This window comes from Paenibacillus sp. J31P13 (genome assembly GCF_056269295.1).
Window position 1 is genome coordinate 432135 of record NZ_JBWDNR010000003.1, and the last position, 24699, is coordinate 456833.

Annotated in this window: 16 protein-coding genes and 1 pseudogene; 15 read left to right on the top strand and 2 right to left on the bottom strand. The window is 44.5% G+C overall.

Annotation, left to right across the window (positions count from 1 at the left end; translation table 11 throughout):
- Positions 1-154: 154 nt before the first annotated feature.
- The 7 genes from AC0YOD_RS12830 to AC0YOD_RS12860 all read left to right on the top strand — a co-directional run bounded on the left by AC0YOD_RS12830 (position 155) and on the right by AC0YOD_RS12860 (position 9889).
- Positions 155-1057: an ABC transporter permease gene (locus AC0YOD_RS12830; RefSeq protein ID WP_475799686.1), complete on the top strand. Its 903-nt coding sequence runs from the start codon at positions 155-157 to the stop codon at positions 1055-1057.
- A 13-nt stretch (positions 1058-1070) separates the two neighbouring features.
- Positions 1071-1964, top strand: coding sequence for a carbohydrate ABC transporter permease (locus tag AC0YOD_RS12835; RefSeq protein WP_475799687.1), 894 nt, complete (start codon positions 1071-1073; stop codon positions 1962-1964).
- A 19-nt stretch (positions 1965-1983) separates the two neighbouring features.
- On the top strand, positions 1984-3603 hold the full coding sequence (locus tag AC0YOD_RS12840) for an extracellular solute-binding protein (RefSeq protein ID WP_475799688.1): 1620 nt from the start codon (positions 1984-1986) through the stop codon (positions 3601-3603).
- A 100-nt stretch (positions 3604-3703) separates the two neighbouring features.
- Complete coding sequence (locus AC0YOD_RS12845; protein WP_475799689.1) at positions 3704-4900, top strand: Gfo/Idh/MocA family protein; 1197 nt, start codon at positions 3704-3706, stop codon at positions 4898-4900.
- A gap of 17 nt (positions 4901-4917) precedes the next feature.
- Positions 4918-5724, top strand: a complete 807-nt coding sequence (locus AC0YOD_RS12850) for an acyltransferase domain-containing protein (protein ID WP_475799690.1) — start codon at positions 4918-4920, stop codon at positions 5722-5724.
- Between the two features lie 22 nt (positions 5725-5746).
- Entirely contained in the window at positions 5747-8068 is a 2322-nt protein-coding gene (locus tag AC0YOD_RS12855) for a glycoside hydrolase family 95 protein (protein ID WP_475799691.1), read from the top strand.
- Between the two features lie 33 nt (positions 8069-8101).
- Entirely contained in the window at positions 8102-9889 is a 1788-nt protein-coding gene (locus AC0YOD_RS12860) for a right-handed parallel beta-helix repeat-containing protein (protein ID WP_475799692.1), read from the top strand.
- A 70-nt stretch (positions 9890-9959) separates the two neighbouring features.
- On the opposite strand, the gene AC0YOD_RS12865 is transcribed toward AC0YOD_RS12860, so the two are convergent.
- Positions 9960-12212, bottom strand: a complete 2253-nt coding sequence (locus tag AC0YOD_RS12865; protein WP_475799693.1) for an AraC family transcriptional regulator — start codon at positions 12210-12212, stop codon at positions 9960-9962.
- Between the two features lie 521 nt (positions 12213-12733).
- Between AC0YOD_RS12865 and AC0YOD_RS12870 the strand changes: the two genes are divergently transcribed.
- From AC0YOD_RS12870 to AC0YOD_RS12895, 6 genes and pseudogenes are all read left to right on the top strand, one after another.
- Positions 12734-13657, top strand: a complete 924-nt coding sequence (locus AC0YOD_RS12870) for an ABC transporter permease (protein ID WP_475799694.1) — start codon at positions 12734-12736, stop codon at positions 13655-13657.
- Between the two features lie 32 nt (positions 13658-13689).
- The gene (locus AC0YOD_RS12875) at positions 13690-14583 is read left to right on the top strand and encodes a carbohydrate ABC transporter permease (RefSeq protein WP_475799695.1); all 894 of its coding nucleotides are present in this window, start codon (positions 13690-13692) and stop codon (positions 14581-14583) included.
- Positions 14584-14648: 65 nt separating this feature from the next.
- Positions 14649-16256, top strand: a complete 1608-nt coding sequence (locus AC0YOD_RS12880; RefSeq protein ID WP_475799990.1) for an extracellular solute-binding protein — start codon at positions 14649-14651, stop codon at positions 16254-16256.
- A 191-nt stretch (positions 16257-16447) separates the two neighbouring features.
- Positions 16448-17686, top strand: coding sequence for a molybdopterin-dependent oxidoreductase (locus tag AC0YOD_RS12885; protein WP_475799696.1), 1239 nt, complete (start codon positions 16448-16450; stop codon positions 17684-17686).
- Between the two features lie 69 nt (positions 17687-17755).
- A pseudogene (locus tag AC0YOD_RS12890) lies at positions 17756-18022 on the top strand (sulfurtransferase); the annotation flags it as partial.
- 557 nt (positions 18023-18579) lie between these two features.
- On the top strand, positions 18580-22047 hold the full coding sequence (locus AC0YOD_RS12895) for a stalk domain-containing protein (protein ID WP_475799697.1): 3468 nt from the start codon (positions 18580-18582) through the stop codon (positions 22045-22047).
- Positions 22048-22280: 233 nt separating this feature from the next.
- On the opposite strand, the gene AC0YOD_RS12900 is transcribed toward AC0YOD_RS12895, so the two are convergent.
- Complete coding sequence (locus AC0YOD_RS12900; RefSeq protein ID WP_475799698.1) at positions 22281-23135, bottom strand: helix-turn-helix transcriptional regulator; 855 nt, start codon at positions 23133-23135, stop codon at positions 22281-22283.
- A 246-nt stretch (positions 23136-23381) separates the two neighbouring features.
- On the opposite strand from AC0YOD_RS12900, the gene AC0YOD_RS12905 reads away from it, so the two are divergent.
- Positions 23382-24179, top strand: coding sequence for an SDR family NAD(P)-dependent oxidoreductase (locus tag AC0YOD_RS12905; protein ID WP_475799699.1), 798 nt, complete (start codon positions 23382-23384; stop codon positions 24177-24179).
- Between the two features lie 25 nt (positions 24180-24204).
- Positions 24205-24603, top strand: coding sequence for a hypothetical protein (locus tag AC0YOD_RS12910; RefSeq protein ID WP_475799700.1), 399 nt, complete (start codon positions 24205-24207; stop codon positions 24601-24603).
- Positions 24604-24699: the final 96 nt, after the last annotated feature.

The window sequence follows — 24699 nt, forward strand, 5'->3', positions numbered from 1 at the left end:
AATCTATGATTAGATTAAAAAGTGACGCCTATATTAAATACCGATATTCTCAAAATCTTGAAAACTGACCGGATGATTAAGATCCGTTTCTTGTCTTGCTCCTTCTCTGGAATTAGGCTAAAGCTAGAACGAAGGAGAGGAGGAGGAAAGGAAATTGAAATCATTTATGACCCAATGCTTCAGGCAGCGTAACTTGCTGCTGATGATCTTGCCCGGTTTAATTGTTGTAATCGTTTTCAAGTATTTTCCCATCTATGGTGTGTTAATCGCTTTTAAAAATTATGATGTAGCGGCAGGAATTTTCAACAGTCCATGGGTAGGCCTCAAGCATTTCATTTCGTTTTTCAACAACCCTTTAAGTCCCAGACTAATTAAGAACACATTCTTACTCGGTATTTATTCCTTATTCTGGAGCTTCCCAGCGCCTCTTATTCTGGCACTGCTCTTGAATGAAGTGAAAAACAAATTCTTTAAGCGATCCGTACAAAGCATCATCTATTTCCCGCATTTCTTGTCTGTTGTTATCATCGTCGGATTTATTAAAGAATTTTCAGCAATTGACGGTCTATTTAATCAAATAATAGGCTGGTTTGGAGCCGAGCCGTTTCCCATTTTGGCAAAGTCAGAATTCTTTCGAACACTCTTTATCGGGTCAGGCATTTGGCAAGGCGTAGGTTGGGGTACGATCATTTATTTGGCAGCGCTCTCAGGCGTGGATGAAGTGCTTCATGAGGCAGCTACGATTGATGGGGCGAATAGATGGCAGCGGCTTAAAAACATTACTTGGCCTGCCATTATTCCTGCAACGACGATCTTGTTTATTTTGTCACTGGGAAGCGTCGTCGGGACTGACTTCCAAAAAATTATTTTAATGTACAATCCTAATATTTATGAAACAGCGGATGTCATTGATACCTATGTGTATCGTCAAGGAATTCTCGGAGCGCAATACGAATACAGCACAGCCGTAGGACTTATGCTTTCGGTTATCGCGTTCATCTTTGTGGCGGGCGGGAATTGGGTGTCCAAGAAGGTATCCGAGACAAGTCTATGGTAGACGGAGAGTGACTATGAATACGAAGCATTTACGCACAGGAATAAGTTCTAAAATATTTGATGCTATTAATTATACGTTCTTAATTGGTTTATGCATCATCATGTTATATCCGTTAGTAAATACATTGGCGGTTTCACTTAGTCAGCCTGAAATGATTATTCAGGGGAAGGTCAGCTGGATTCCGCGCGGCTTCAACCTTGAGGGCTATAAGTATATTCTCTCTGAATCCAAATTGCTTATGGCGTTTGGCAATACAATCGTCTATGCAGGGATAGGAACATTTATTATGCTGTTGTTAACATCTATGATGGCCTATCCGCTTACGATTCAGAATTTCGTTCTTCGAAAATTCACGATCATCTTTTTAACGATCACCATGTTTTTCGGAGGCGGGTTAATTCCTACGTATTTGCTGATCCGCAAGCTGCACATGCTGGACACGTTGTGGGTAATGGTTATTCCAGGCGCCATTTCCGCTTTTAATGTTATTTTATTTCGAACCTTCTTTCGAACCATACCGAAGGATCTGGGTGAATCGGCTTATATGGACGGAGCGAATGATTTTCGTATCTTATTCCAAATCTACTTGCCTATTTCCAAAGCCTTGCTTGCGACATTCGCTTTGTTCGGTATTGTAGGTGCATGGAATGGATGGTTCGACGCTTTGATCTACTTAAATAATGAGGATAGATATCCGATTCAAATGATATTGCGGAAAATGATTTTAGAAACGGACAGCTCATCGATGAATGCACAAACCTTTAAGCTTATGAGTGATATGAAGGTTCATAGCAAAAACATTAAGATGGCAGCGGTCATGGTTACCGTTATTCCTATGCTGCTGCTCTATCCTTTTCTTCAAAAGCATTTTGCAACAGGCATGATGATTGGCTCCATTAAAGGTTGAATCTGAGAGGATGATAGATATGAAATTGTTCAAGAAATCGAAAAAAATGGGCTTGTCAGGACTGGCACTGCTGTTGTTGTTCACTGTTGTACTTGCGGCTTGTTCTTCAAATTCCAACAAGGGATCGGAATCAGCTGACACAACAGCACCGCTCAAGCTTTCTATTATGGCGGGAACTTTTGGATCGATACCGGAGAATACCGAAGTGCAAAAGGAATGGCAGAAGCGAATGGAAGCCTTCATTGGCCGTCCATTGGATATCAGCTGGAAGTACATTCCTTGGGGTGAGTATAATGACAAATTTAAGTTGACACTAGCAAGCGGTGATTTGCCGGATATTATGACCAACTCAGGAGGAGAGCTGGCTAATCAATATGGTAGACAGGGTATCGTTCTCGATATTTCCAAGTATTTGGATCAAGCGCCGAATTATTCGAAATTTCTTGATTCCACGCCGTATGTGGAGTCGAGCATGTATACGCCGGAAGGCAATATGTATTTCTTCGGTGACGGCTGGTCCAATACAGATAATAACGAAGGCACGGTGTACGGCCCGTTGTACCGATTCGATATTTTCAAAAAACATAATATAAAGATTCCGGAAACGCAGGACGACTTTTATCAAGCTGCAAAAAAACTAAAAGAGCTTTATCCTGACAGCTATCCGGTTAATTCATTCAGTTGGCCAAAAGCGGAAGAAGGCTTCCTCTATTCCAATCATACAAATGGGGGCATTTATTGGGATGGCACGCAATATACCTATGGTGCAGTCTCCGATGCCTATAAAGAAGCGCTAATGTTTGTAAACAAGCTGTATAAGGAAAAATTGCTGGATCCTGAGATTATTACACAATCGGATGATCAGGTGAAGCAGAAGGTTACGACTGGAAAATCCTTTATGATTCCGCTCTCTTGGTATGGCTTCGGTGATGAGTTTAACAGCATGGGCAAAGGCTCGATGGAATGGGGCGCCGCATTGCTGCCTAACAACCCTAAATACGGAAAGTCATGGAAAATGGAGTCGGTTGAGGCAGGTCAAATCATTAAACCGTATAATGGCGTGCTCATTTCTGCAAAGGCGAAAAATCCAGAGCTGCTCGTAAAAATGATTGATTATCAATATTCCGATGAAATGATTGACCTCGTAAACTGGGGCATTGAGGGCAAGACCTATGAAGTGAAGGACGGAAAAAAATACTATCTCCCAGAAATTATGAATGCAGAAATTCCTTCCAAAGCGCTTGATCCTTTCGGTACGGGCGGAGATAATCGCTCAGGCATTATTTTCACGCCACAGGATTTCGGTTCGGACGTAGGGAAGTATAAACCAATGCCATTTTATGCCGATGGTAATTATATGAATGAAATTACGTTCTTGGCTACGGATAAATACGGCGGTCCAGATACAATCGCTCCGATGGATAGAGCGCCAAAAATCTTCTTAAATAAAGAAGAGCAGGCGAAGCGAAATGAAACAATGACACCGATTGAGACGTATGTCAGTGAAATGGTAACGAAATTCATCATCGGCGAGAAAAGCTTTGACGAGTGGGATAAATACAAAGAAGACATTAAGAAAATGGGTGATTACGAAGCCATAGTGAAGTTGATGAATGAGAAAGCAGCATCCATTAAGTAATCTGTAAGACTGGAAACCCTCGAATCTGTTTGTAAAATGGCGAGGGTTTCCCTACTATGCAGGAACATAAATATAATTGGCAACAAGGAGTTGTAACGAAATGGCTGAGAAAATTAAAACGGGAATTATCGGATTGGGCGCTCGGGGTAAAGGCCTTCTGGAGCAGATAATTGTTAAAATGGAAGACGTTGAGATTGTTGCTGTATGTGATGTGTATGCGGACAGAGGAGAAAAGGCAGCAGACCATATTGAAAAGGAGCTTGGTTATCGGCCATTCGTGACAACAGACTACACCGAGCTTTTGGCAATTGCAGAGATTGAGGCTGTCGTCATTAGCGCATCATGGGCTGTTCATACGGAGATTGCCATTGCATCTATGGAAGCAGGCAAATATGCGGCTAGCGAGGTAGGCGGAGCCTTCTCCATTCAGGAATGCTGGAGATTGGTAGAAGCCTATGAAAGAACAAAGGTGCCCGTTATGATCATGGAAAATTGCTGCTATGGTAGAGAAGAGCTTATGGTTCTTAACATGGTTAAGCAAGGCGTATTCGGTGAAATCGTACATTGTGCAGGTGGCTACCATCATGATTTGAGAGATGAGATTACATATGGCAATGAGAATAGACACTATCGCTTAGATAACTATATTCATCGGAATTGCGAGAACTACCCTACTCATGAGATTGGACCTATTGCAAGAATTCTAGGCATTAATCGTGGCAATCGCATGGTATCACTTGTCTCCATGGCTTCGAAGGCCAAGGGCATGAAGGAATATATTAAGAGAGAAAAGGGCGCGGACAACACGCTGGCTAATACGGATTTTATGCAAGGAGATATCGTTACGACAATTATCAAATGCGCTCACGGAGAAACAATTACCATCACGCTCGATACAACATTGCCAAGATATTATTCCAGAGGTTTTACGGTAAGAGGAACAAAAGGGATGTATACAGAAGAAAATAATTCTATTTATATAGACGGAGAGCATGATGAGCATCATATTAAATGGAATGGCCAATGGGGCAATGCAGAGGGTTATAGAGAAAAATATGACCATCCGCTTTGGAAAAAATACCTCGACGAAGGAGTCAAGGGCGGTCATGGCGGCATGGACTGGCTCGTATTCGCGGATTTCTTCGAAAGTGTAAAAAACAAAACGCAAACGCCTCTTGATGTTTATGATATGGCTGCTTGGATGAGTATTTCTACGCTATCAGAGGATTCGATCGCATTGGGCGGCCATCCGGTAGCTATACCTGATTTTACAAATGGCAAGTGGATGAATCGCTAGGAGGAGAAGGCAACCATATGAACTTAAAACAATTATGTGAGGGCATACAGCTAGATCCAAATGCTCAGCAAGTCATCTATCAATTTCAAATGGAAGAGAAAGATTACAGGGAATATAAGGAGCAATTTCATAACGATAGATTTTCCTTTTTTGAAACGATTAAGGAGAAGGAAAACTATCGGAAGCTGTTTTTATATTTATTTGCAAGATTTGCAGTCGACGCCCATGAAGAGTATCGCATAAGGGGAATTGATGATGCTGTCTATTTTGATACCTTCTTAGATATTGGAATTTGGTGTGACAACTGCAAGAGAGATTTCGGTGAATATGGACTGGAAGAATATCATTGGCTGCAAGAGCATGTTCAGCTTCGATTATTCCGCTTGGGAAGAATGCAATTTCAACCAATTGCGCTCGATAGAAACATTGAGGTAAATGGAAAGAAATTGTGGAAGAATCAAATTGTGCTTAATGTTCATATTCCTTCTGGAGAGCCCTTAAACCCTGAAGGCGTTGAGCAATCCTTTGAGCTTGCGCGAGCCTTTTTTAGAGGTATAACACCTATCTTTATTTGTCATTCATGGCTGCTTTATCCTAGGCTAAGTGATATCTTGAAATCGGAATCCAACATTTTACAATTTCAAAAATACTTTTTTATCTATGATGTTGATGATGATTCAATTGAAGCGGAACAACGCATTTTTAATAAGATTAGTTCTGATCGTTCTCTATATGAAGAGCAAACAGGTTTGCAACGATCCGCGAAAGCGTTTCTCCTTGCAGGGAATAAGCTAGGGAGCGGCTTTGGAATCAAAGTAAATTAAAAAGGTAGGGAGCCTTAACAACATGGGTGAAAATTGGAAGCTATGGTATGATCGACCGTCAACGCTGAATGAGAATGATCTAGAGAGCTGGAACCGAGCGCTCCCGATTGGGAACGGAAGGCTGGGAGCCATGGTGTTTGGCGACTCGCCTGTAGAACGAATTCAGGTAAATGAGGAGTCTATTTGGGCAGGACCTCCTGTTCCCGTTCATCAGCCGGAAGCGAAAGAGGCGATTCATCAAGCAAGGGAGCTATTATTCGCTGGCAAGAGCGAGGAAGCGGAGAGACTGGTACAGGAAAAGGTACTCTCTCCGCATACAGGCCCTAGAAGCTATCAGCCGTTCGGGGATATATGGCTTCATGATCTTGAAGCTTCGAGCGAGCAGCCGATAAGCTTATATAGACGAGAGTTGGACCTAGATACAGCAATAGCAACCGTTTCTTACCTTCAAGATGGGGTTCGTCATTACCGGGAAGTTTTCTCTAGTCCAATTGATCAAGTGCTTGTCATTCGTTGGCATACAGATGGGCGAGGCAAGATCAACACACAGATTGATATGACACGGGATGAAGCTGCAGCAGTTAGGGTGAAGGACAATCATTCCTTGGTGCTTACAGCGCAGGCAGCTCATGGAGAAACACATCTTGGTGTAAAATTCACTGGTGTATTGAGAACGGTTGCAGAGGGCGGCATGATAAAAGAAGAGGGGAATACTCTTCTCGTAACGGATGCGAGCATGTTAACCCTTTACCTAGCGGTTCGCACAGACTATTATTTTGCCAAACCATCAGAACCCCTTCAACATAATCTCTTGGAGCAATGTGAAGCAGATATAGAGCAAGCTATGAAAAAATCATATGAACAGCTGAAGAAGGAGCATATGCAAGAGCATCAACGCTTGTTCAGACGTGTAGAGCTCCAGCTTCAGCAATCGGATGCTCCTGAATCTCCTGATTCTCTGCCGACGGATTCGAGATTAGAAGCTTATCAGCAAGGCAATGAGGATCATGACCTGATTGCCTTATATTTTCATTATGGAAGATACCTGCTGATCTCCTCGAGCCGTCCAGGCAATATGCCAGCCAATCTTCAAGGGATATGGAATCCGCATATGGCTGCACCATGGGATAGCGATTATCACATCAATATAAATATTCAGATGAACTACTGGCCTGCTCAAGTGACGAATCTAGCAGAATGTCATCTTCCTTATTTTAATCTCATAGAGGGATTGGTCGATCAAGGAAGCAAGACAGCAAGAGAAGTATATGATTGCCGCGGCTTTGTTGCTCATTACACGACCGATGCCTGGTTATTTACAGCTCCGGTTGGACTTGTGAATTATGGCATGTGGCCGATGGGAGCGGGCTGGTGTGTGCGGGATTTCATGGAATATTATCGATTCACTGGCGATAGAGCGTTTTTGACAGAGCGTGCTTATCCGATCTTGAAGGAATCTGCGCTCTTCTTCCTAGACTGGCTGGTTAGACATCCGGAAACGGGACAATGGGTGTCGGGACCTTCATCTTCACCCGAGAATACATATTTAACGCCTAATGGAACGGGTGTGGGCCTATGTATGGCGCCTGCGATGGACCAGCAAATTATTTGGGATGTGTTCGCATGTGTGGTTGAGGCTGCGCAAGAGCTAGGTATAAGTGATGCCTTTACTGAACAGGTGATAGAGGTATGGAGTGAGCTTGCTATGTCCGGTATCGGAACTGACGGCAGACTTCTAGAATGGTATGAGCCTGTAGAAGAGGTTGAGCCTGGACATCGTCACATCTCTCATTTGTACGCCATACACCCAGGAGCGCAATATACCTATACCTCTTCTCCGGATAGAATGGCTGCTGCACGGAAAACGCTTGAATATCGGGTAAGTCATGGCGGCGGTCATACTGGCTGGAGCAGAGCATGGATTATTAATTTCTGGTCACGTCTAAAGGATAGGGAGCAGGCTTACTATAATCTTAAAATGCTATTGAAAAAATCGACACTTCCGAATTTATTCGATAGTCATCCTCCTTTTCAAATCGATGGAAATTTCGGTGGTGTTGCAGGTATTGCAGAAATGCTTTTGCAAAGCCATGCAGGCGAGATAGAGCTATTGCCCGCCCTTCCAAATGCTTGGAAAGAGGGTATTGTGAAGGGACTTAAAGCACGCGGCGGATTCCAGATCGATATAGAATGGCGGGAAGGAATCTTAACCGCTTGCAAGATTGTCTCATTGGGAGGAAGAGACTGTAAGATTGTATACAACGGTCAAGAAATTGCAATGAAAACCGAAGCAGGTAAATCCTATTATATCGAGTTTTGTGACACACTTAACGTTTCGCAATAGATACTAGAAGGGTTGTCTAAACTGATGAATGTTATGGCTAATGAACCGATAACGGTTTTTCGGGTAACAGACTTTGGAGCAAGACCAGATTCCGGTAAGGATGCAACCAAGGCGATACAGTCTGCAATAGATGCTGCACTCACTGTCGACGGACCTGTAATCATTGATTTTCCACATGGACAATATGATTTCTATCCAGATAAAGCAGCCAAAAAAGAATATTATGTTTCGAATACAGCAAGCGAACAAGAGCATGCTGATCCTACGAAGACAATAGGACTCCTGTTCAAGGGAGGGTCGCAATTTACGGTGGAAGGCAATGGCTCGCTGCTCCTTTTTCATGGGAAAATGACACCGATCGTTCTGGATAGCTGCACGGAAGCGGTCATTCGTAATCTCTATGTTGATTTTGCCCGTCCTACGATCTCTGAGATGAGAGTCTTAGCAACTGGCGAACGTCATTGGGATGTAGCGGTTCATCCCGATTCGCATTATTTGCTTCAGGATGGGAAGCTCATTTGGGTCGGTGAAGGGTGGACCTATACAGATGGGCCTTCGCAACAATATAATCCACGAACCAATCGGACTTGGCGGGTGCCAAATCCAGTGACTTTAGCTAGTCATGTAGAGGAATTAGAGAGCGGCAAGCTTAGGCTGACATTCGTCTCAGCTCCGCGTACGGAGATCGATCATGTGTTTCAAATGCGTGACGGTATTCGGGATCAGGTCGGTTCACTCATCATAAGCTGCCGAAATATTGCTTGGCATAATATTGGAATGAGATATATGCATGGTCTGGGGATTGTTGGTCAATTCAGCGAGAATCTAACCTTTGAGGAACTGCGACTGGCGCCTAACCCTTCTAGTGGAAGAACAGCAGCAGCGTTTGCTGATTTCATGCACTTCTCCGCTAATAGGGGCAGGATCTCTATAAATAACAGTGTTTTTGAAGGCGCTCATGATGATCCGATTAATGTTCATGGCACGCATTTGCAAATTGTCAGCCATGATGACGATCGCTGTATTCGAGTTCGGTTTATGCATGCACAAAGCTACGGATTCAAAGCATTCCAACAAGGGGATATCGTTGACTTTGTATCAGCAGGCAAGCTGACGCCATATGCAACACGTACAATTCATGCTGTCTCTCCGATCTCATTGCGGGAAATCGAACTGACACTGGATGAGCCTCTTCCGGAGAATGTGGAAGCGGGGGATGTAATCGAGAATGCAACCTGGACGCCTGAGGTGTATATCCGCGGTAATCACTTTAAGAGAATACCGACTCGAGGGGTACTAGTTACGACTCGTCGTGAGGTAATCATTGAAGATAATATTTTCGACGGCATGCAGATGAGTGCGATCTTAATTGCAAATGATGCTGGAAGCTGGTATGAATCAGGTATGGTAAGGGATGTTAAAGTCCGGGGCAACCGATTTATTGACTGCGGGGAGAGCGATGAGCCTGTTATTTTTATACATCCAGAAAATACGATGGTATCCGTAGACAACCCTGTCCACTGCAATATTATAATAGAAGGAAATGATATTGAAATGTCAGGCTCTCGGTTACTGGATGCTAAGAGCACGAGAAATTTAGTGTTCTCGAATAATCGAATTTTATTGTATAACCGTAAGGAAGATAAAGCTGCGATGGGCAGGGATGGGCTAATTCGTTTGCTGGCATGCAGCGGAGTAAAGATAAAGAACAATATATTTAATGGCATTACAATCGAGACCGTAACGGCAGCCTCTATGTCAGAGGATGATGTAGCAGTGGGTTCTGGACAGTCTTTGGTGTTAAGCATCATGGGTCATTGAATAGATACGTTTTGTGAAAAAAGCCGAGCTTGCAGCAGGGGATTCCTGCTTTTAGCTCGGCTTTCGTCGTTCAAGCATGCTCTTGCAGTCTAAACTTACGATAATCGGACGGGGTTACGCCGAATGTCTTTTTGAATATGCGATGGAAGTAGGAGCTGCTAGTATAGCCGCTTTTCACTGCAATATCAATGATAGGCAAGTCGCTTTGCACCAAAAATTCCTTCGCTCGCTCCATTCGAACATGATTAATGACGTCAACGATTGCGGTTAGCGTCTGTTTCTTATACACACGGCTTAAATAGATCGATGACATATCCAGTTCCTCAGCAATGGCGTTTAAGCATAGATTCGGATTGGCGTAATCATTATGAATGAGATCATTAATTTTGCGAATGAGATCATCCTGTTTAAGCGTTCGCTTTACTTGCTGCTTCATGGCAATGTCGTCGAACAAGGCGAAGAACAAAGCATTAAGTTCCTGAATAATCTCAAATGTATCCGGCGATGGGAAATAAATGGTCGGACTTGCTTCGATTTCTAGATTGTTATTCTTCTGAATCGTGAATAGGATCTGGTCGATGGTCATTGTCAGATGTGAGATGGCGAGCTGCACGACATGAATGGGATAGCCAGCTGTTTCCTGTACGATCTCAGCGAATAGTCTCTTCGCTTCCTCTGGCTTGGAAGTCATGAGTGCGTCTGACAGCTTGCGTTCCTTATCAACGGGGAAAATATATTCCTTGGACTTCAAAGACATAATCGACTGTGCGTCAATCAAGCAGCCATGACCATAAAATAATCGGTGCATGGAGGCTTCTTTCACCTGACTATACAGTGTCGATAGCTGCTGCGGCTGCACAGCTTCCGGACTATATGCAATGGAGAGACCTATTTTCAAGTAGCTCAGGATAGACTGCTGAATTTGGTGCAGCACGGTTCGCAGTATTTCATCATCCGACAGTCCAGAGGGATCTAGCCGATTAATGAGCATAATGATCGCATTATCCTCTACATCCACCGTTTCCACCCGGTAATGGAGCATGCTCGTTTCCCAGCTTATATTCATAATGGCGAACTTATAGACATGAAGATCATTGCCGCGCATTTCCTTCAGCTCTTCGAATTGATCAATTTTCAGCATCACGACGCGATAGCTGGCATTAAAATCGAATGTGATCCCCGCCTGTGACAGCTTTTGAAGCTGTGCGTGGCTTTGCAGGGACAGTGAGCCTTGAATAAGACTGCGAAGCATATTTTGTCTAATCGTATAAGAGCTGTTGCGTTTCTCCGTCTCCAGTATGTTCATTTTGTTCATGATCTGCTGAATAGGGCGATAAAGCAGAGAAGAGAGCAGCCATGAAAAGAATAAGCCGACGGCCAAAATGCTCACAGCAATTAGAATGGTCTTATTGCGAATCGCTGTAATTTCTTCTGTAACCTTCTGATATGGTGTAATACGTACATATTGCCAATCTAGTGTATCCGGCGAGGTGAAGGAGATCAGCGATTTTTTGCCTTCAAAATTAGCGACCACATAACCGGATTCCTTCCCTCGAATTTGGTTCATAATCAAAGCGCTGTCCGTTTGGCTTAGCTTCTTTGGAATGAGCGTATCCCCGCTTAAGAGATCATCTGCATTATTCAATATAAATGATTTGCCCTCTGCCTCGCTCTTATTAACAGCAATGTCCTTATTGATCCAAGCCGAAGAAATATTAATAATGACAGCTGAATTGATGGTTTGCTCTCTTCCTATAGCATCATAGCCCAAATACGTATAGGCCTTCGTTGTATTTTCACCTTTTAGCGTGACGGTTGAATAAGTTCTTGGAATAGGGGTGAATGGCTTATATTGCTGGAAGTTATCGAGAACGCCTCGTATTCCCTGATCCGCCAAATCTTCTTCACTGAATGTACCTGCTTCTCCAGCCCGACTGGCTGTATAGAACAGCTTATTATTCGAATTGTACACATAGATGGATTCAATGAAAGGCATCGAGTTCAAGTAATTGTTGAGTTCATTCATGGCTGCAGTCACATCATAGATATTGGGATCTGTATAGAACATAAGCTTCGTGATGGTAAAGGTTCTATAGATTTGAAATGAAAGGGACTGTGCGCTATCGGTCATGCTGATGACCTCTTTGCTCGTTTGCTTTAGATTGCTGACATCAGATTCATAAGCTTTCTTAAGATCAATGCGCATATAGGTGAAGAAATAGAACAGGGAGGAGACTAACAAGGTAAGAACAATACATAAGGTGATGCTTAGCAGTAGCTTGCTGTATAACTTTCCATTGTTATTTATTTTAAAAGCTGTCATACGGACTCCCCCTTTATATTTTTTAAAAGTAGAAGCAAGATGTAGGCAATCGTTATGTAAGCGTTTACGTTTATGTCGTTGAGTGCGGCTTCTTGCAAACTGGTTCATATTGTTCACAATCATAATGTTCCTATTGCTTCTATTATTATAATCTTCACTTGCGATGGCATGCAATGAATGGAATGGATGATGCTGCTGATTCTTGATCTTCTGAAGTGAACAATTGGTACATGAGTGAATTATGTGGCGATTATCCTTGAAAACCTAGGCGGTATAAGGAGACCTCGGGGTCTCCATTTTTTTGCGATTATGTATTTGTGACATATTCTAATTCGTTCATTGCGGTGAAAATTGTTCATTTGTCATTTCGCCATATCGTTCACAAAGGTTGTATTGTTACTCTTTCGACCGAACTTGGAGGAGCGTACACTGAGAATCAGATAGGGTGACCAAGTCAAAAAGGACAGAACCAACATGACAAATCCGAATGGACGGAAAGAACGAAGGGGGAACACATCTGCATGCTGAAGAGAAATTCTTTTCTAAGAGAACTGGTGACGAATCGTCTGTTATTCCTCATGTTACTACCGGTATTATGCTTCTTCATTGTTAATTCGTACGTACCTATGGTGGGCATTTACTACGCGTTCACACGATTCGATTTCAATACGAGCTTGTTCGAGAGCCAGTTTGTTGGGTTCGAAAACTTTAAGTTTCTATGGAAATCAGGCATTCTCGTTAAGCTTACTTTAAATACGGTCGGCTACAATGTCGTGTTTATTCTATTAGGAAATGTACTGGCGATTGCACTAGCGGTTCTGCTGAGTGAGCTGCGCTTGAAATGGTTCAAAAAGCTGACGCAATCGATTATGTTTCTGCCTTACTTCGTATCCTTCGTTATCCTGAGCGTCATTGTGTACAACGTATTCAATTATGAGAGCGGGTTCTTGAATGCGACGCTGAAGCAATTGGGCTATGAATCGGTGGATGTATACAATACCCCATGGGTTTGGGTATTCCTGATCGTTATCTTCTACCTATGGAAAAATATCGGCTACAGCATGGTCATCTACTTAGCTTCTATAACAGGGATAAGCGAGGAATATTATGAGGCTGCCAAAATAGACGGAGCTAACATTTTTCAGCGCATTTGGTATATTACGATCCCGATGCTGAAAACGACCTTCGTCATGCTCCTATTATTCGCGCTCGGCAGCATTATGAAAGGGCAGTTCGATTTGTTCTACCAACTGGTTGGCAATAACGGCATTCTATACAATACGACGGATATTCTCGATACGTATGTATACCGTTCCTTGAAGGTGACGTTCGATATCGGAATGTCGACGGCGGCAGGGCTCTATCAGTCCTTGTTCGGCTTTGTCCTCATCATGACCGTCAATTACATTATTCGGAAGATCAATGATGAATACGCTCTATTTTAATCCTATCAGCAGCTTAGGAGGGAGAGGCACCTATGAAAATCAAAGACGATAATTATATGAAATGGTTTAGATTACTGGCGTTCCTCGTTATTCTGATCACGACTGCAGCTTGCTTGTTTCCATTCCTGCTTATCGTATCGGCTTCTTTGACCAAGAACGAGGCGATCATTCGCGATGGTTATCATCTGATTCCTACTGCATTTTCCTTGGAGGGGTACAGGACGGTATTTCGCTTTCCGCAGCAGGTGCTGGCCGCTTATAGCGTGACGACTCTTACCACCATTATCGGTACGACACTTGGTTTGTTTCTGATGACGATGGCGGGGTATGTCTTGCAGCGTAAAGATTTCAAATATCGTAATTTCTTCTCCTTCATGATCTATTTCACAACACTGTTTGGCGGCGGCTTGGTACCTTGGTACATCCTAATGACCAAATATCTGAAGCTGACAGATACGCTTACCGTATTGATTTTTCCAGGGCTCATGACGCCGTTCCTCATTATATTAATGAAAAACTTCATTCGCAGCGCCGTTCCGGATGAAGTCATAGAATCGGCGAAAATAGACGGAGCGAATGATTTTACGATTTATAGCCGAATCGTGCTGCAGCTATCGATGCCCGGCATCGCGACAGTCGGTTTATTCCTAGCACTGCATTATTGGAATGACTGGTTCACTTCTTCATTGTTCATCAATGATACAAGCAAATACCAGCTGCAATACTATCTGTACAATGTTATTAACGCCATGAGCTTCATTGCTCAAATGGGCGCTGGAACCGGTGTGTCGCTAGGCAGTGATCTGCCAACGGAATCGACGAAGATGGCGATGTCCATTATTGTAACGGGACCTATCTTGTTTCTGTATCCGTTTGTGCAGCGTTATTTTGTAAGAGGATTGACGATTGGTGCTGTAAAAGGTTAGAACTAAGCATGGGCATTTCATACCAAGCTTAGCTGACATAGATGGAAAGAACATATAAAGGGAGGATTCAAATGACTAAGAGAGCAGCAAAAGCAATGTCTTTGTTCGTGTCCATTATTATGATCATTTCGGTACTAGCAGCTTGTTCATCCAACAACAACGGCAACACAGGCGGGAAGACGGAGGCGACTAATGCTCCAAAAGAAACAGAAAAGGCCGCCAATACGGGAAAAGATACAGAAGAGAAAACCGGAATTGATACGTCCAAAAAGGTAGAGCTGCAATTCTATATGCTAGGCGATGCTCCGAAAGAGCTAGATTCTATTGCAGCAGAGATAAACAAAATGGCATTAGAGGAATTGAATGCTACCGTGAAGTTCAACTACACCTCTTGGACGGACTGGGATCAAAAATATAAGCTGTTGCTCGGATCAGGCCAACAGGTTGACTTGATTTTTACAGCGGATTGGACGCAATACCAATCGTATGCGACGAAGGGAGCATTCCAGCCGCTTGATAAGCTGCTGCCTGTAGCTGCGCCAACACTGTATAATTTCGTACCGGAAGATATGTGGGAAGCTGTAAAAATCGATGGAAATATTTATACAGTGCCAGCTACTTATAAAGAATATGTAACGAATGGTTTTGTATGGCGTGAGGATCTAAGGGAGAAATACAATCTTCCTAAGCCTGTTGATATTGCAACCTTCGAGCAATATTTGGATGGCATTAAGAAAAATGAGCCTGAAATGACACCGCTATCCATGAACTCTGATGTTAAAACAAACTTGATGGATACATTCAAAAGCATTGCTCACAAGCCAATTGGCGCTTTGCCTTACGGTATCGGTATTAATTACGCTACCCCTAACGAGGTTTACAGCTATTGGGGTTCAGATGAGCAAAAAGAAGATTTAATCACATTAAAACGTTGGCAGGACAACGGCTATATGGTGAAAAACGTTCTAGCCGTGAAAGACACGCTTCAGGATCAAATTACAAGCGGCAAAGCAGCTGCGTTATTGGGCGATAACCCTACACGCTTTAATGATATGGTAATCAACCTTCAAGCAGCGCATCCAGATTGGAAGCTTGCTTACTATCCGTATCCTTTAACAAATGGCATCGCAACACCTGTACATCCAATTCATAATGGCTTCGCGATTCCTGTCAGCAGCAAAAACGCAGAACGCGCCCTTGCGTTCTATGAGAAGCTTGTTACTGACAAGCGTTATAACATGCTGACACAATACGGTGTTGAGGGCAAAAACTATGAAGTGAAAGATGGCTACTATAGTTTGATTGGCGATTCCAAGACAAATGGCTTCTCGCGCGAGGCGATGAACGGCTGGGCATGGCGCAACCCTGAATTTATGTTGTTCGATAAAAACTATGACGGTGTCAAAGCTATTTTTGACGAGCTGGATAAAATCCAAGTACCTGATAAATTTACGGGCTTTGCAGAGGATTACACGCCTTACCAAGCAGAGAGAGCGGCTCTAGAGCAAGTAGAGAAGCAATATCTGTATCCGCTTAATGCAGGCCTCGTGAAAAATGTAGAGGACGGCATGAAGACCTTTATGGACAAAGCCAAGCAAGCGGGACTTGAGAAAATTCAAGCGGAATATACGAAGCAGTGGCAGGCGTATGTGACGGCTCAGGGGATTAAGTAAAGAAATGAAGGAAGAGCATTTGAAGGATGTAAGCAAAGCATCTGGATGACGCACGCAGGAAGCAGATTACCCTCAATTTGGGGGTGATCTGCTTTTTTTTTTTTTTGTATGGGAGGGGTGAGAATCAGTCTCTTAAGCAGTCGTATCTGTAGCTTAACGGCGCTATAATAAAGGAAAGAGGGGGATGCAGAATGAGCCGAATTATCGACCGATTGCGCAAAGGTTATGGCAAGAAACTGGTATCTCTACATAGCTGGAATGGTTGGATTGTCGTCGTTTTGGCACTTACGGGGCTAATTCTCGTCGGAGGTTTTTGGCGCGGGGTCCTCGGAGAGGGACGAGTATGGATTAAGTGGCTGCATACCGTAGTCGGTATTGCATCGATTCTGCCTGTTGTCTACTACCTGGCGCTTGCGGGCAAGCATTGGAAGGGGCTGAAGCAAAAGCCTTGGCAGCGTTTTAATGTGCTGGTTGTGCTTGTGCTGCTGCTTGGCTGGTTCGGCTCTGGTGTGTTGCTCTGGCAATTCAGAACCGTTGGACCGGGCGTTTCGAATATCGCGTTAACGATACATGATTTACTTACTTGGATTGGTCTTCCTTATATTATCTACCATTCGATTACGAGGGCCAAATGGCTGAAGGAGCCGAACCGCCGCACAATTAAGAGCGAAAATGTGACAGAGGAGACTCCTACGTTAGGAGCACCGCAGCCCGTTTATACGCGCAGAGCATTCATTCGCGGCGCTATAGGAGTAGGGCTTGGGATTACACTGGGCCCATCTTTTCTAAAATGGCTCGGTGGCTCGCTTGGCGGATTGGGAGGCGGACAGGCGATTGACAAGCTTCTTGAAAATGACGCCAATCAAATGCTGCCGGCACCGCAGCCGCTCGCTGCCTCTGCACCGCCGATCGGCGGAGGTGCAAAAGGGCAGTTCCGTGTCTATACGGTAACGGCGATCCCATCCTTTTCGAATGAGAATTGGTCTTTTACAATAGATGGACTAGTAGACAAACCGATGAAATGGAATTGGGAGCAGTTTGTTGCGCTAAGCAGAACGGTACAGGTGAGTGATTTCCACTGTGTAACGGGCTGGTCGGTATACAAGAATACGTGGGAAGGTATTCCCCTCAAAGAGTTCTTGAAGATGGCAGGCGTAGGCAAAAATGCGAAGTACGTGAAGCTATATTCTGGTGATGGCGTGTATACAGATACGCTGACGCTGGAGCAGGCCGACATGGATGATGTAATGGTGGCGGTTATGCATGATGGAAAGCCGATCCCGAGTGATCTCGGCGGTCCGGTGCGGCTAGTTGTACCGAAAATGTATGCGTACAAATCGGTGAAATGGCTGAACCGTATCGAGCTTATTGATACGGATCATATCGGCTATTGGGAGCAGCGAGGTTACTCTACGGATGCTTGGGTATGATGAGGGAGAAGTGGTTCTGTACGGGATATGGGAGATCGATAGAAAATAAGCGATTATAAAAAAATAGAGGCTGGACATATTCCCAGCGCCATCAACCGCTTCTAAAATGAAGGCAAACGAGCAGACGGTACATGGAAGTCACCCGAAGAGCAAGCTGAACGCTTCTCAGGCTTGCCAGACAATGAAATCATTGTCTATTGCTGTTCCGGCGTAACGGCAACGCCGAATATGTTTGATCTGCAGGAAGCGGTATTTAAGAACGTGAAGTTGTATGCGGGTAGTTGGAGTGATTGGAGTTCCAGTCCTGAAAATCCTGTTGCCACTGGCGACGAATAGAACGCTTAATCAGCATAGTAGTATGCAACTTAGGGGTGTCGAAGTCAACACGGAGTCAACAATTAATTGCTGAAAGTACTTTACAAAGTCATGGAGAAATAGACGGATTCAGAATTATGTATATGTACTGTCAGAGCTATGTTTGCATTGTAAGACCAAGCCAACAGCCTTATTTTGTGTGGGTTTAATCAACATAGAGTTAACTAGTCTTCTAAATGGAATTAAATACTTTTAAGATTAATCAAGGGGAACCGTACCACAAATAGGGCGAAGTGTTTTCTTATGAGGAAAAGTATATTTTAGTATCAAAGAGTGTTGTACAGAGCCAGGTGCGTTAAGCGTCTGTGCTCTTTTTTTGTGGTCGCAGTCAGCACGAAGGTATTAATGTCAGATGTCCTTCGTAAAGAGTCTGTTCGATTAGCGTGTGCAACGTTATTTTCACAAATATATCCACTTTGTCATATGACATAACTAGTGACAATTGTCACTAGCTAAAATAGCGGCAGCATATTATTGTTTGAAATAAGTTTGAACTTATGAGGTGAAAGGGGATCAATATGAGGGTAGTATTTGGTCGTTTGTTAGTCGCTGTTATGATTTCCACACTTATTGGAGGCACAGCCACAGAGGCTGCTGGAAAACAAAGCGATCCGTCTCTAGGCGACAGCCATAAAGCTCTGTCAAGAGTAACGGTATTTGCTGGAAGTGGTAATTTTGACGATTGGGATGGAGAGATATCAAAGGCATCTTTTCGTATGCCTCAAGGTATTGCTGTCTTGAAAGATGGTTCTGTGCTTGTGGCGGACACCCGAAATCATCTCATCCGTCAAGTTAAGAATGGAGAGGTTTCTACTTATGCGGGCTTCATGCTTGATTCGGGAGACGAAGGATTTCCTGTTGGAGCTTGGAATGACGGTGCTAAGGAAACGGCAGTGTTCAACGAACCTTCAGGCATGGACACAGATTTATATGGTAATATTTACATAGCGGATACTGAAAATAATCGAATACGAAAAATAGCTAAAGGCGGAACGGTAACAACGGTTGCCGGAGATGGCATAATCGGTGAGGAAGACGGTACAGGCACGAGTGCGAGATTCCATCATCCTCAAGATGTGGCTGTTGCTTCAGATGGAACCCTGTATGTTGCGGATACGTTAAATCACTCGATCCGTCAAATAACGCCGGATGGTCAAGTGACTACGCTTAACACTACATCTGATCGAGTCGTGGAGGTTATTGCCGGCTATGCTGTTCCTGCAGGTGATTATGCAGACGGTAAGCTATCAACTGCCAAGTTTAATGAGCCTACCAGTATTGCAATCGACCATAAAGGTAATCTATTTGTGAGCGATACAGGTAATCATGTGATTCGGTATATTGACCTGGAAAAAGGTTCGGTTACAACTGCAGCGGGCTTGTCTCCGGGGGAGAAGCCTGTGTATGCGAATGGCGGCCTTTATGCCGAAGGCGGTTATGCGGATGGGGCCGCTGACGAGGCGCGTTTTCAGTCTCCTAGAGGAATCGCCGTAACGAAGGATCGGGGGCTGGTTATTGCCGACAGCTTAAATCACACGATTCGTTATCTTGCTGATGGACATGTGAGTACAATTGCTGGTGTAGCTGCGCAATTTGGCCATGTAGATGGCATTAACGGTCACAATCTGCTCCATCATCCGACTGATGTAGCGGTTCTGCCAAATGGCGGCTTGCTCATTGCGGACAGTTATAACAATAAAATCCGCGAGCTTGAATATTACCGGCTCCCAACCAATCTTCCCCGCAATGATCAAGTGAAGGTTGTGGTCGGTGATTCGGTGATTACCCTTGATGCGCAGCCCGAAATTGTGAAGGGGCGCACGATGGTGCCTGTGAGAGCCTTAAGCGAAATGATGGGCTATAAGGTTGGGTTCTTGGGTAACCAGAGTAACATTGAATTGACGAAGGGCGAGGTAAAAGTCAGGCTGCAAATTGGAAGTCAAGTAACTTCGATTAAGAAAGCCGCGACAGATCTGGAAGAGCAGTGGTCGATTGAGGCGGCGCCTTATACGAAAAATGGTCGTTCCTATGTTCCGGTCAGGTTTTTCAGTGAGGCATTTGGAGCAGATGTAGAATGGGATTCGAACACGAGGACGGTAATTTTGCGGGAAATCGCGGAAGCGGTCGAGAAGCTGCCTGCAGCAGATCGCAAGTCGCGTGTGACGGTAATCGAACAGATTAAAGGAACGGTCTGGATCAATCAGGCGGGCGGTTCATTGACTTACCGGGCCTATAATGGCATGAATCTTCATCAAGGTGATCATATTCTTACGGAAAAAAATACGAGCGCGATATTAAGGACGGCCGATCGTGGGGATGAAATTACGATAAGCGAAAACTCGGAGCTGTACATTTCAAACTTAAGTGATGCGTCCCGTGTAAAGCACACGAGCTTAATGTTATGGAGCGGGCTAGCTGCGGCCAATGTGTCCTCACTGGTAAGTGCCAAGGATACCTTCAACATCCTGACGCCGACGGCTGTGACTGATGTACGAGGCACGAATTTTATGGTGGGTATCAATCCGGTTACGTTGTTTCCGATGATTACTGTAAACAGCGGTCTAGTTCAGGGAAGCGGCAACGGAACCAGTCAGGATCCAGCCCTCCTCGTATATCCTGGGCAGCAACTGAGCTTAAATCCAGGATTAGATTCGCAAACGCCCAATGTGCCTTATGTGGTTGACCTTTCCGATTTCGTTAATCAAGCTTCACCTGCTGTTATCGAAGCCATATTAAAGGCTAAGCAGAAAATAGAGCAGGAAAATGAGGAGATGCTGGAGAGGTTTAGAAATCAAGCCCCAGGGTCTATCCCTAGCGGAAATCCGGGTGGCTTGTCTCCAGACGATCTGGATCGATACCAGAATAATTTAGATAATCTACTTGCTAATATTTTAAAGCAGGCTCGTGATCAGAATTTAATAGGACCAGAACAATTGCAGGCACTTATTGATGAGGCCAATAAGCAATCCGGTAAAAAGATCGATTTGAATAATGTCCTGCCGCTTCAATTATCGGATGAGGAAAAGCAGCAGCAGGCAAGGCAGAAGCAATTGGAGGAAGAACAAAAAAGACTGCTGGAGGAGCAAAATAAGCAGCGTCAACTAGACGCACAGAAGCAGGCCCTAATAGATAAGCTTCTAGCTGCAAAAGTACTGCAAGGGCAGGAGAATAAGAAGAAACTTGAAGAAGCCCGTAAACAATCGGAGGAAAAGTTGATGCAACAACTTTTGGATGCTGAGAAGAAAAAATTTGAGGAGCTGAAAAAAGTTTTGGAGCAGGTGATGCAGCAGCAAGAACAAGCTCAGCGGCCGCAAGCACCGACGCCGACGACACCATCGACACCATCAGGACCATCGGGACCAACACCGACACCGACGCCAACACCGACGCCAACACCGACGCCAACACCGACGCCAACACCGACACCGACGCCAACACCGACTAATACCGCTCCTAAGGTGGTCAAACCAATATCCGATAGAATAGTAAACTCTGAGGAGCCTTTTGAAATCAATATGAGCGAGGTGTTCCATGATGCGGATGGCGATTCGTTAACATTCACAGCTCGTTCGAGTGATTCGGCAGTTGCAGAGGTAGATGTGGAAGGAGCTAGTATGCGCATTAGCCCAACTGGTATCGGTTCAACAGAAATTCGTATGACGGCCGATGATGGAAAAGGCGGACTAACTGAAACCTCCTTTCGTTTCGCGTACTATGGGGAAATACAGAATATGAGGGCTGAAGTCCAGCCCGATTTCATTGAACTCTATTGGGATGAGTATGGGGAAGAGGGGATCAACTATCACGTTTATCTGAATGAGGAGCTGATCGAAACCAGTCCAACCACCCATGTTTCACTTTGGGGTCTTAATCCGGAGACGGTTTATAATCTGCGTGTAATTGCAGTTAATCGCGATGAAGAGATCGTAGCGTTAGCCAATTATTCGGTAACGACACCTCCTATTGACTATCAGCCTATAGAATGACTCTATCTGAATGATGAAGAGGTTGAACCAAGCATGGAACTATCCAAGCTAATTCCCATGAATATGAAGAGGACGTGCTAGCATCGTGCTAGCGGCTATTAAAGGGCTAAAGGGCCCCCCATCGGGTGCCCTTTTATTTCGCTCTATAGATGATAGGTTGAACCTTATCATAAGTAATGGCAAGTTTTTTGAAATGGATGTAGAGATTTAGTCATCAATTGCTGGCTGTAATACTAATACCGCTTATTGTCTCGCTTCAGTAGACGCAATAAACTCTCTTCGGTGCCTGATCCGGGTACCGGGACGTAGAAACACCAGTGCAGGCCTGGGTCGTTATCGACTACAGAAGCGGAATGGATCACGAACTCCATCTCCTGTGAGTCTGGAAGACGAAATGAAGTAGTTGCGACCCGCCTTTGCTTGATTTCATAGAGATCCCAGAAATGCACAAACTCCTCACTTTCCAGCCTCAAACGTTCGAACCGTTCCATATACAATGAATTATTCTTATAACGGTCTAAGTTTGCCCGCACCATCGCAGTCATGTACCGGGCAAACCCCTCCCAATCTACCAGTCTTTGTCGGTAATCCGAATTTAAAAACATAATGTTCATCATATTCCGTTCGTTTATTGGCAGACTACCGAAATCGGCTATAATCAGTTCCGCTGCCCGATTCCAGGCGATAACATCTGTTCCTTCGTTTGTGACGAAAGAAGGATAATGCAATTGATCAACGATCGTTTGCAAAAACCCGGTATCTGATTTTTCGATATTTAGCACTGCACCTGCGCTCGCCGGGTCTACATTTGCCAGATCAAACAGATACTTTTGCTCGTCTTCATCCAACTTCAGCGCGTTACTGATATTTAGCAATACTTCCGGCGAAGGATTAACCTCTCTGCCTTGCTCCAGCCAAGTATAGTAAGTCACGCTTAAATTAGCGAGATAGGAGACCTCTTCTCTTCGAAGCCCCGGGGTGCGTCTTCGTCCGGGAAGCGGCTTTATCCCCGCTAGTGAGGGTTGCAACCGTTCCCTGCGTGATTTAATGAATTCACCTAATGCGGATGAGGAATGATTTGTTTTCACATGTATGACCTCCCATTAATCCTATGCGAGAATACAAATCATAACTAACAAAATTAACCAAATATTCTCGTACATGAACATTATATCTCTTTAAAGTGTCTGTTGCCACAGGACATAACCTTCACCGAGAACGGATGCCTGTTAATCCCGCTAATAGTATAGACATGATGTGGCTAACAACCTCTACCGACGGTACGATTAAGATATTAACGACAGAGAAGTGCTGTCGATAGGAGGTTTTTTTTCTTGAACAAGTATTCCTATAGAAACAAGCTAGCTGTAGTCACCGGTGCTTCATCCGGAATCGGGAAAGCGTATGCCAAAGAACTGGCGGCACGAGGTTGTCATGTCGTTCTGGCAGCGCGCTCCAAGGACAAACTGGATGCAATGGCTGGGGAAATAAACCGCCAGTATGGCGTGAAGGCATATGCGTTGGCTTGTGATTTGTCCAAAGCGAATGCCCCGCGTCAACTGGCCGAACAAATTTCTGAACTGGGCTTGTCGGTCGATATTCTCATCAACAACGCAGGCGTTGGCACTTATGGCCGTTTCGAGGAAATAGATCCGGAGCGCGAGCAGGAAGAGATTATGCTGAACACGGCATCGTTAGTCGATCTTACGCATCGGTTGCTGCCTAATATGCTGAGGCGAGAGGACGGAGTCATCGTTAACGTGGCTTCGATGGCCTCGTTTATGCCGTGTGCTTATTCTACAGTTTACGGGGCTACCAAAGCGTTTGTATTGTCCTTCTCTGAGGCGCTATGGGCGGAAACGCGCGGGCGAGGCGTTCGCGTGCTCGCACTGTGCCCAGGTGCAACTGAGACGGGGTTTTTCGATGCGGTTGGCAGTGAAGAGATGGGGGCGGGTCAAAAGCTCTCGACCCCGGAGAGGGTTGTACAGGCCGGAATTCGCGGGATTGACCAGGGACGCAGCTATATCATCGATGGCCGTAACAATTACCTTATGGCTCAAATGATCCGATTTTTTAGCAGACGCAGGGTAGCTTTGATCATGGAACGCATGTCAAAGCCAAAAAGGTACTGATAGCGGTTTAGCCTATTCTACAGAGATGGGGGAGAAGGATGCAACACTTACGGGCCTCAGTTCAGTGAGTTATGTATTCTTCAAAAGAGCCATCCCGCTATGGATGGCTCTTAAACTTGCCGTTACAGTCAGCATGGAGAACCTTATCATAAGTAATGGCAAGATTTTATTGTACAACTCGAATCAAGTATGCAAAAATCGCCGGCGATATGATCAAAAGGAAAGGAGGGAGGCTTGTCAGCTCACCCCTGCAGCCTACCAAAAAGCTCCCCGACCTATTCCGTTGGCTATTCGTCAGGAGGTATTCTCGTCTTATCATTATTTGATTAAGGAGCGAGATAAGATGAATATGGTAGATTTACAACCGACAGTGATCAAAGTCGAATTCATTCTGGCGCTTTTATCAGGACAGTTGAGGAGGTAACATGGAACTTTGACCCCCAAGGTATGGGATACAAATGGATTGAAGTTAGTTGTAAACAGTGTTACTCAAACAACGGTAAACTCAAAATCTATGTTT

Bases quoted from the DNA above. Each gene is read 5' to 3' on its own strand.
- AC0YOD_RS12835 (WP_475799687.1), top strand. From the start codon at position 1,071: ATGAATACGAAGCATTTACGCACAGGAATAAGTTCTAAAATATTTGAT.
- AC0YOD_RS12840 (WP_475799688.1), top strand. From the start codon at position 1,984: ATGAAATTGTTCAAGAAATCGAAAAAAATGGGCTTGTCAGGACTGGCA.
- AC0YOD_RS12845 (WP_475799689.1), top strand. From the start codon at position 3,704: ATGGCTGAGAAAATTAAAACGGGAATTATCGGATTGGGCGCTCGGGGT.
- AC0YOD_RS12850 (WP_475799690.1), top strand. From the start codon at position 4,918: ATGAACTTAAAACAATTATGTGAGGGCATACAGCTAGATCCAAATGCT.
- AC0YOD_RS12855 (WP_475799691.1), top strand. From the start codon at position 5,747: ATGGGTGAAAATTGGAAGCTATGGTATGATCGACCGTCAACGCTGAAT.
- AC0YOD_RS12860 (WP_475799692.1), top strand. From the start codon at position 8,102: ATGGCTAATGAACCGATAACGGTTTTTCGGGTAACAGACTTTGGAGCA.
- AC0YOD_RS12865 (WP_475799693.1), bottom strand. From the start codon at position 12,212: ATGACAGCTTTTAAAATAAATAACAATGGAAAGTTATACAGCAAGCTA.
- AC0YOD_RS12870 (WP_475799694.1), top strand. From the start codon at position 12,734: ATGCTGAAGAGAAATTCTTTTCTAAGAGAACTGGTGACGAATCGTCTG.
- AC0YOD_RS12875 (WP_475799695.1), top strand. From the start codon at position 13,690: ATGAAAATCAAAGACGATAATTATATGAAATGGTTTAGATTACTGGCG.
- AC0YOD_RS12885 (WP_475799696.1), top strand. From the start codon at position 16,448: ATGAGCCGAATTATCGACCGATTGCGCAAAGGTTATGGCAAGAAACTG.
- AC0YOD_RS12895 (WP_475799697.1), top strand. From the start codon at position 18,580: ATGAGGGTAGTATTTGGTCGTTTGTTAGTCGCTGTTATGATTTCCACA.
- AC0YOD_RS12910 (WP_475799700.1), top strand. From the start codon at position 24,205: ATGGGGGAGAAGGATGCAACACTTACGGGCCTCAGTTCAGTGAGTTAT.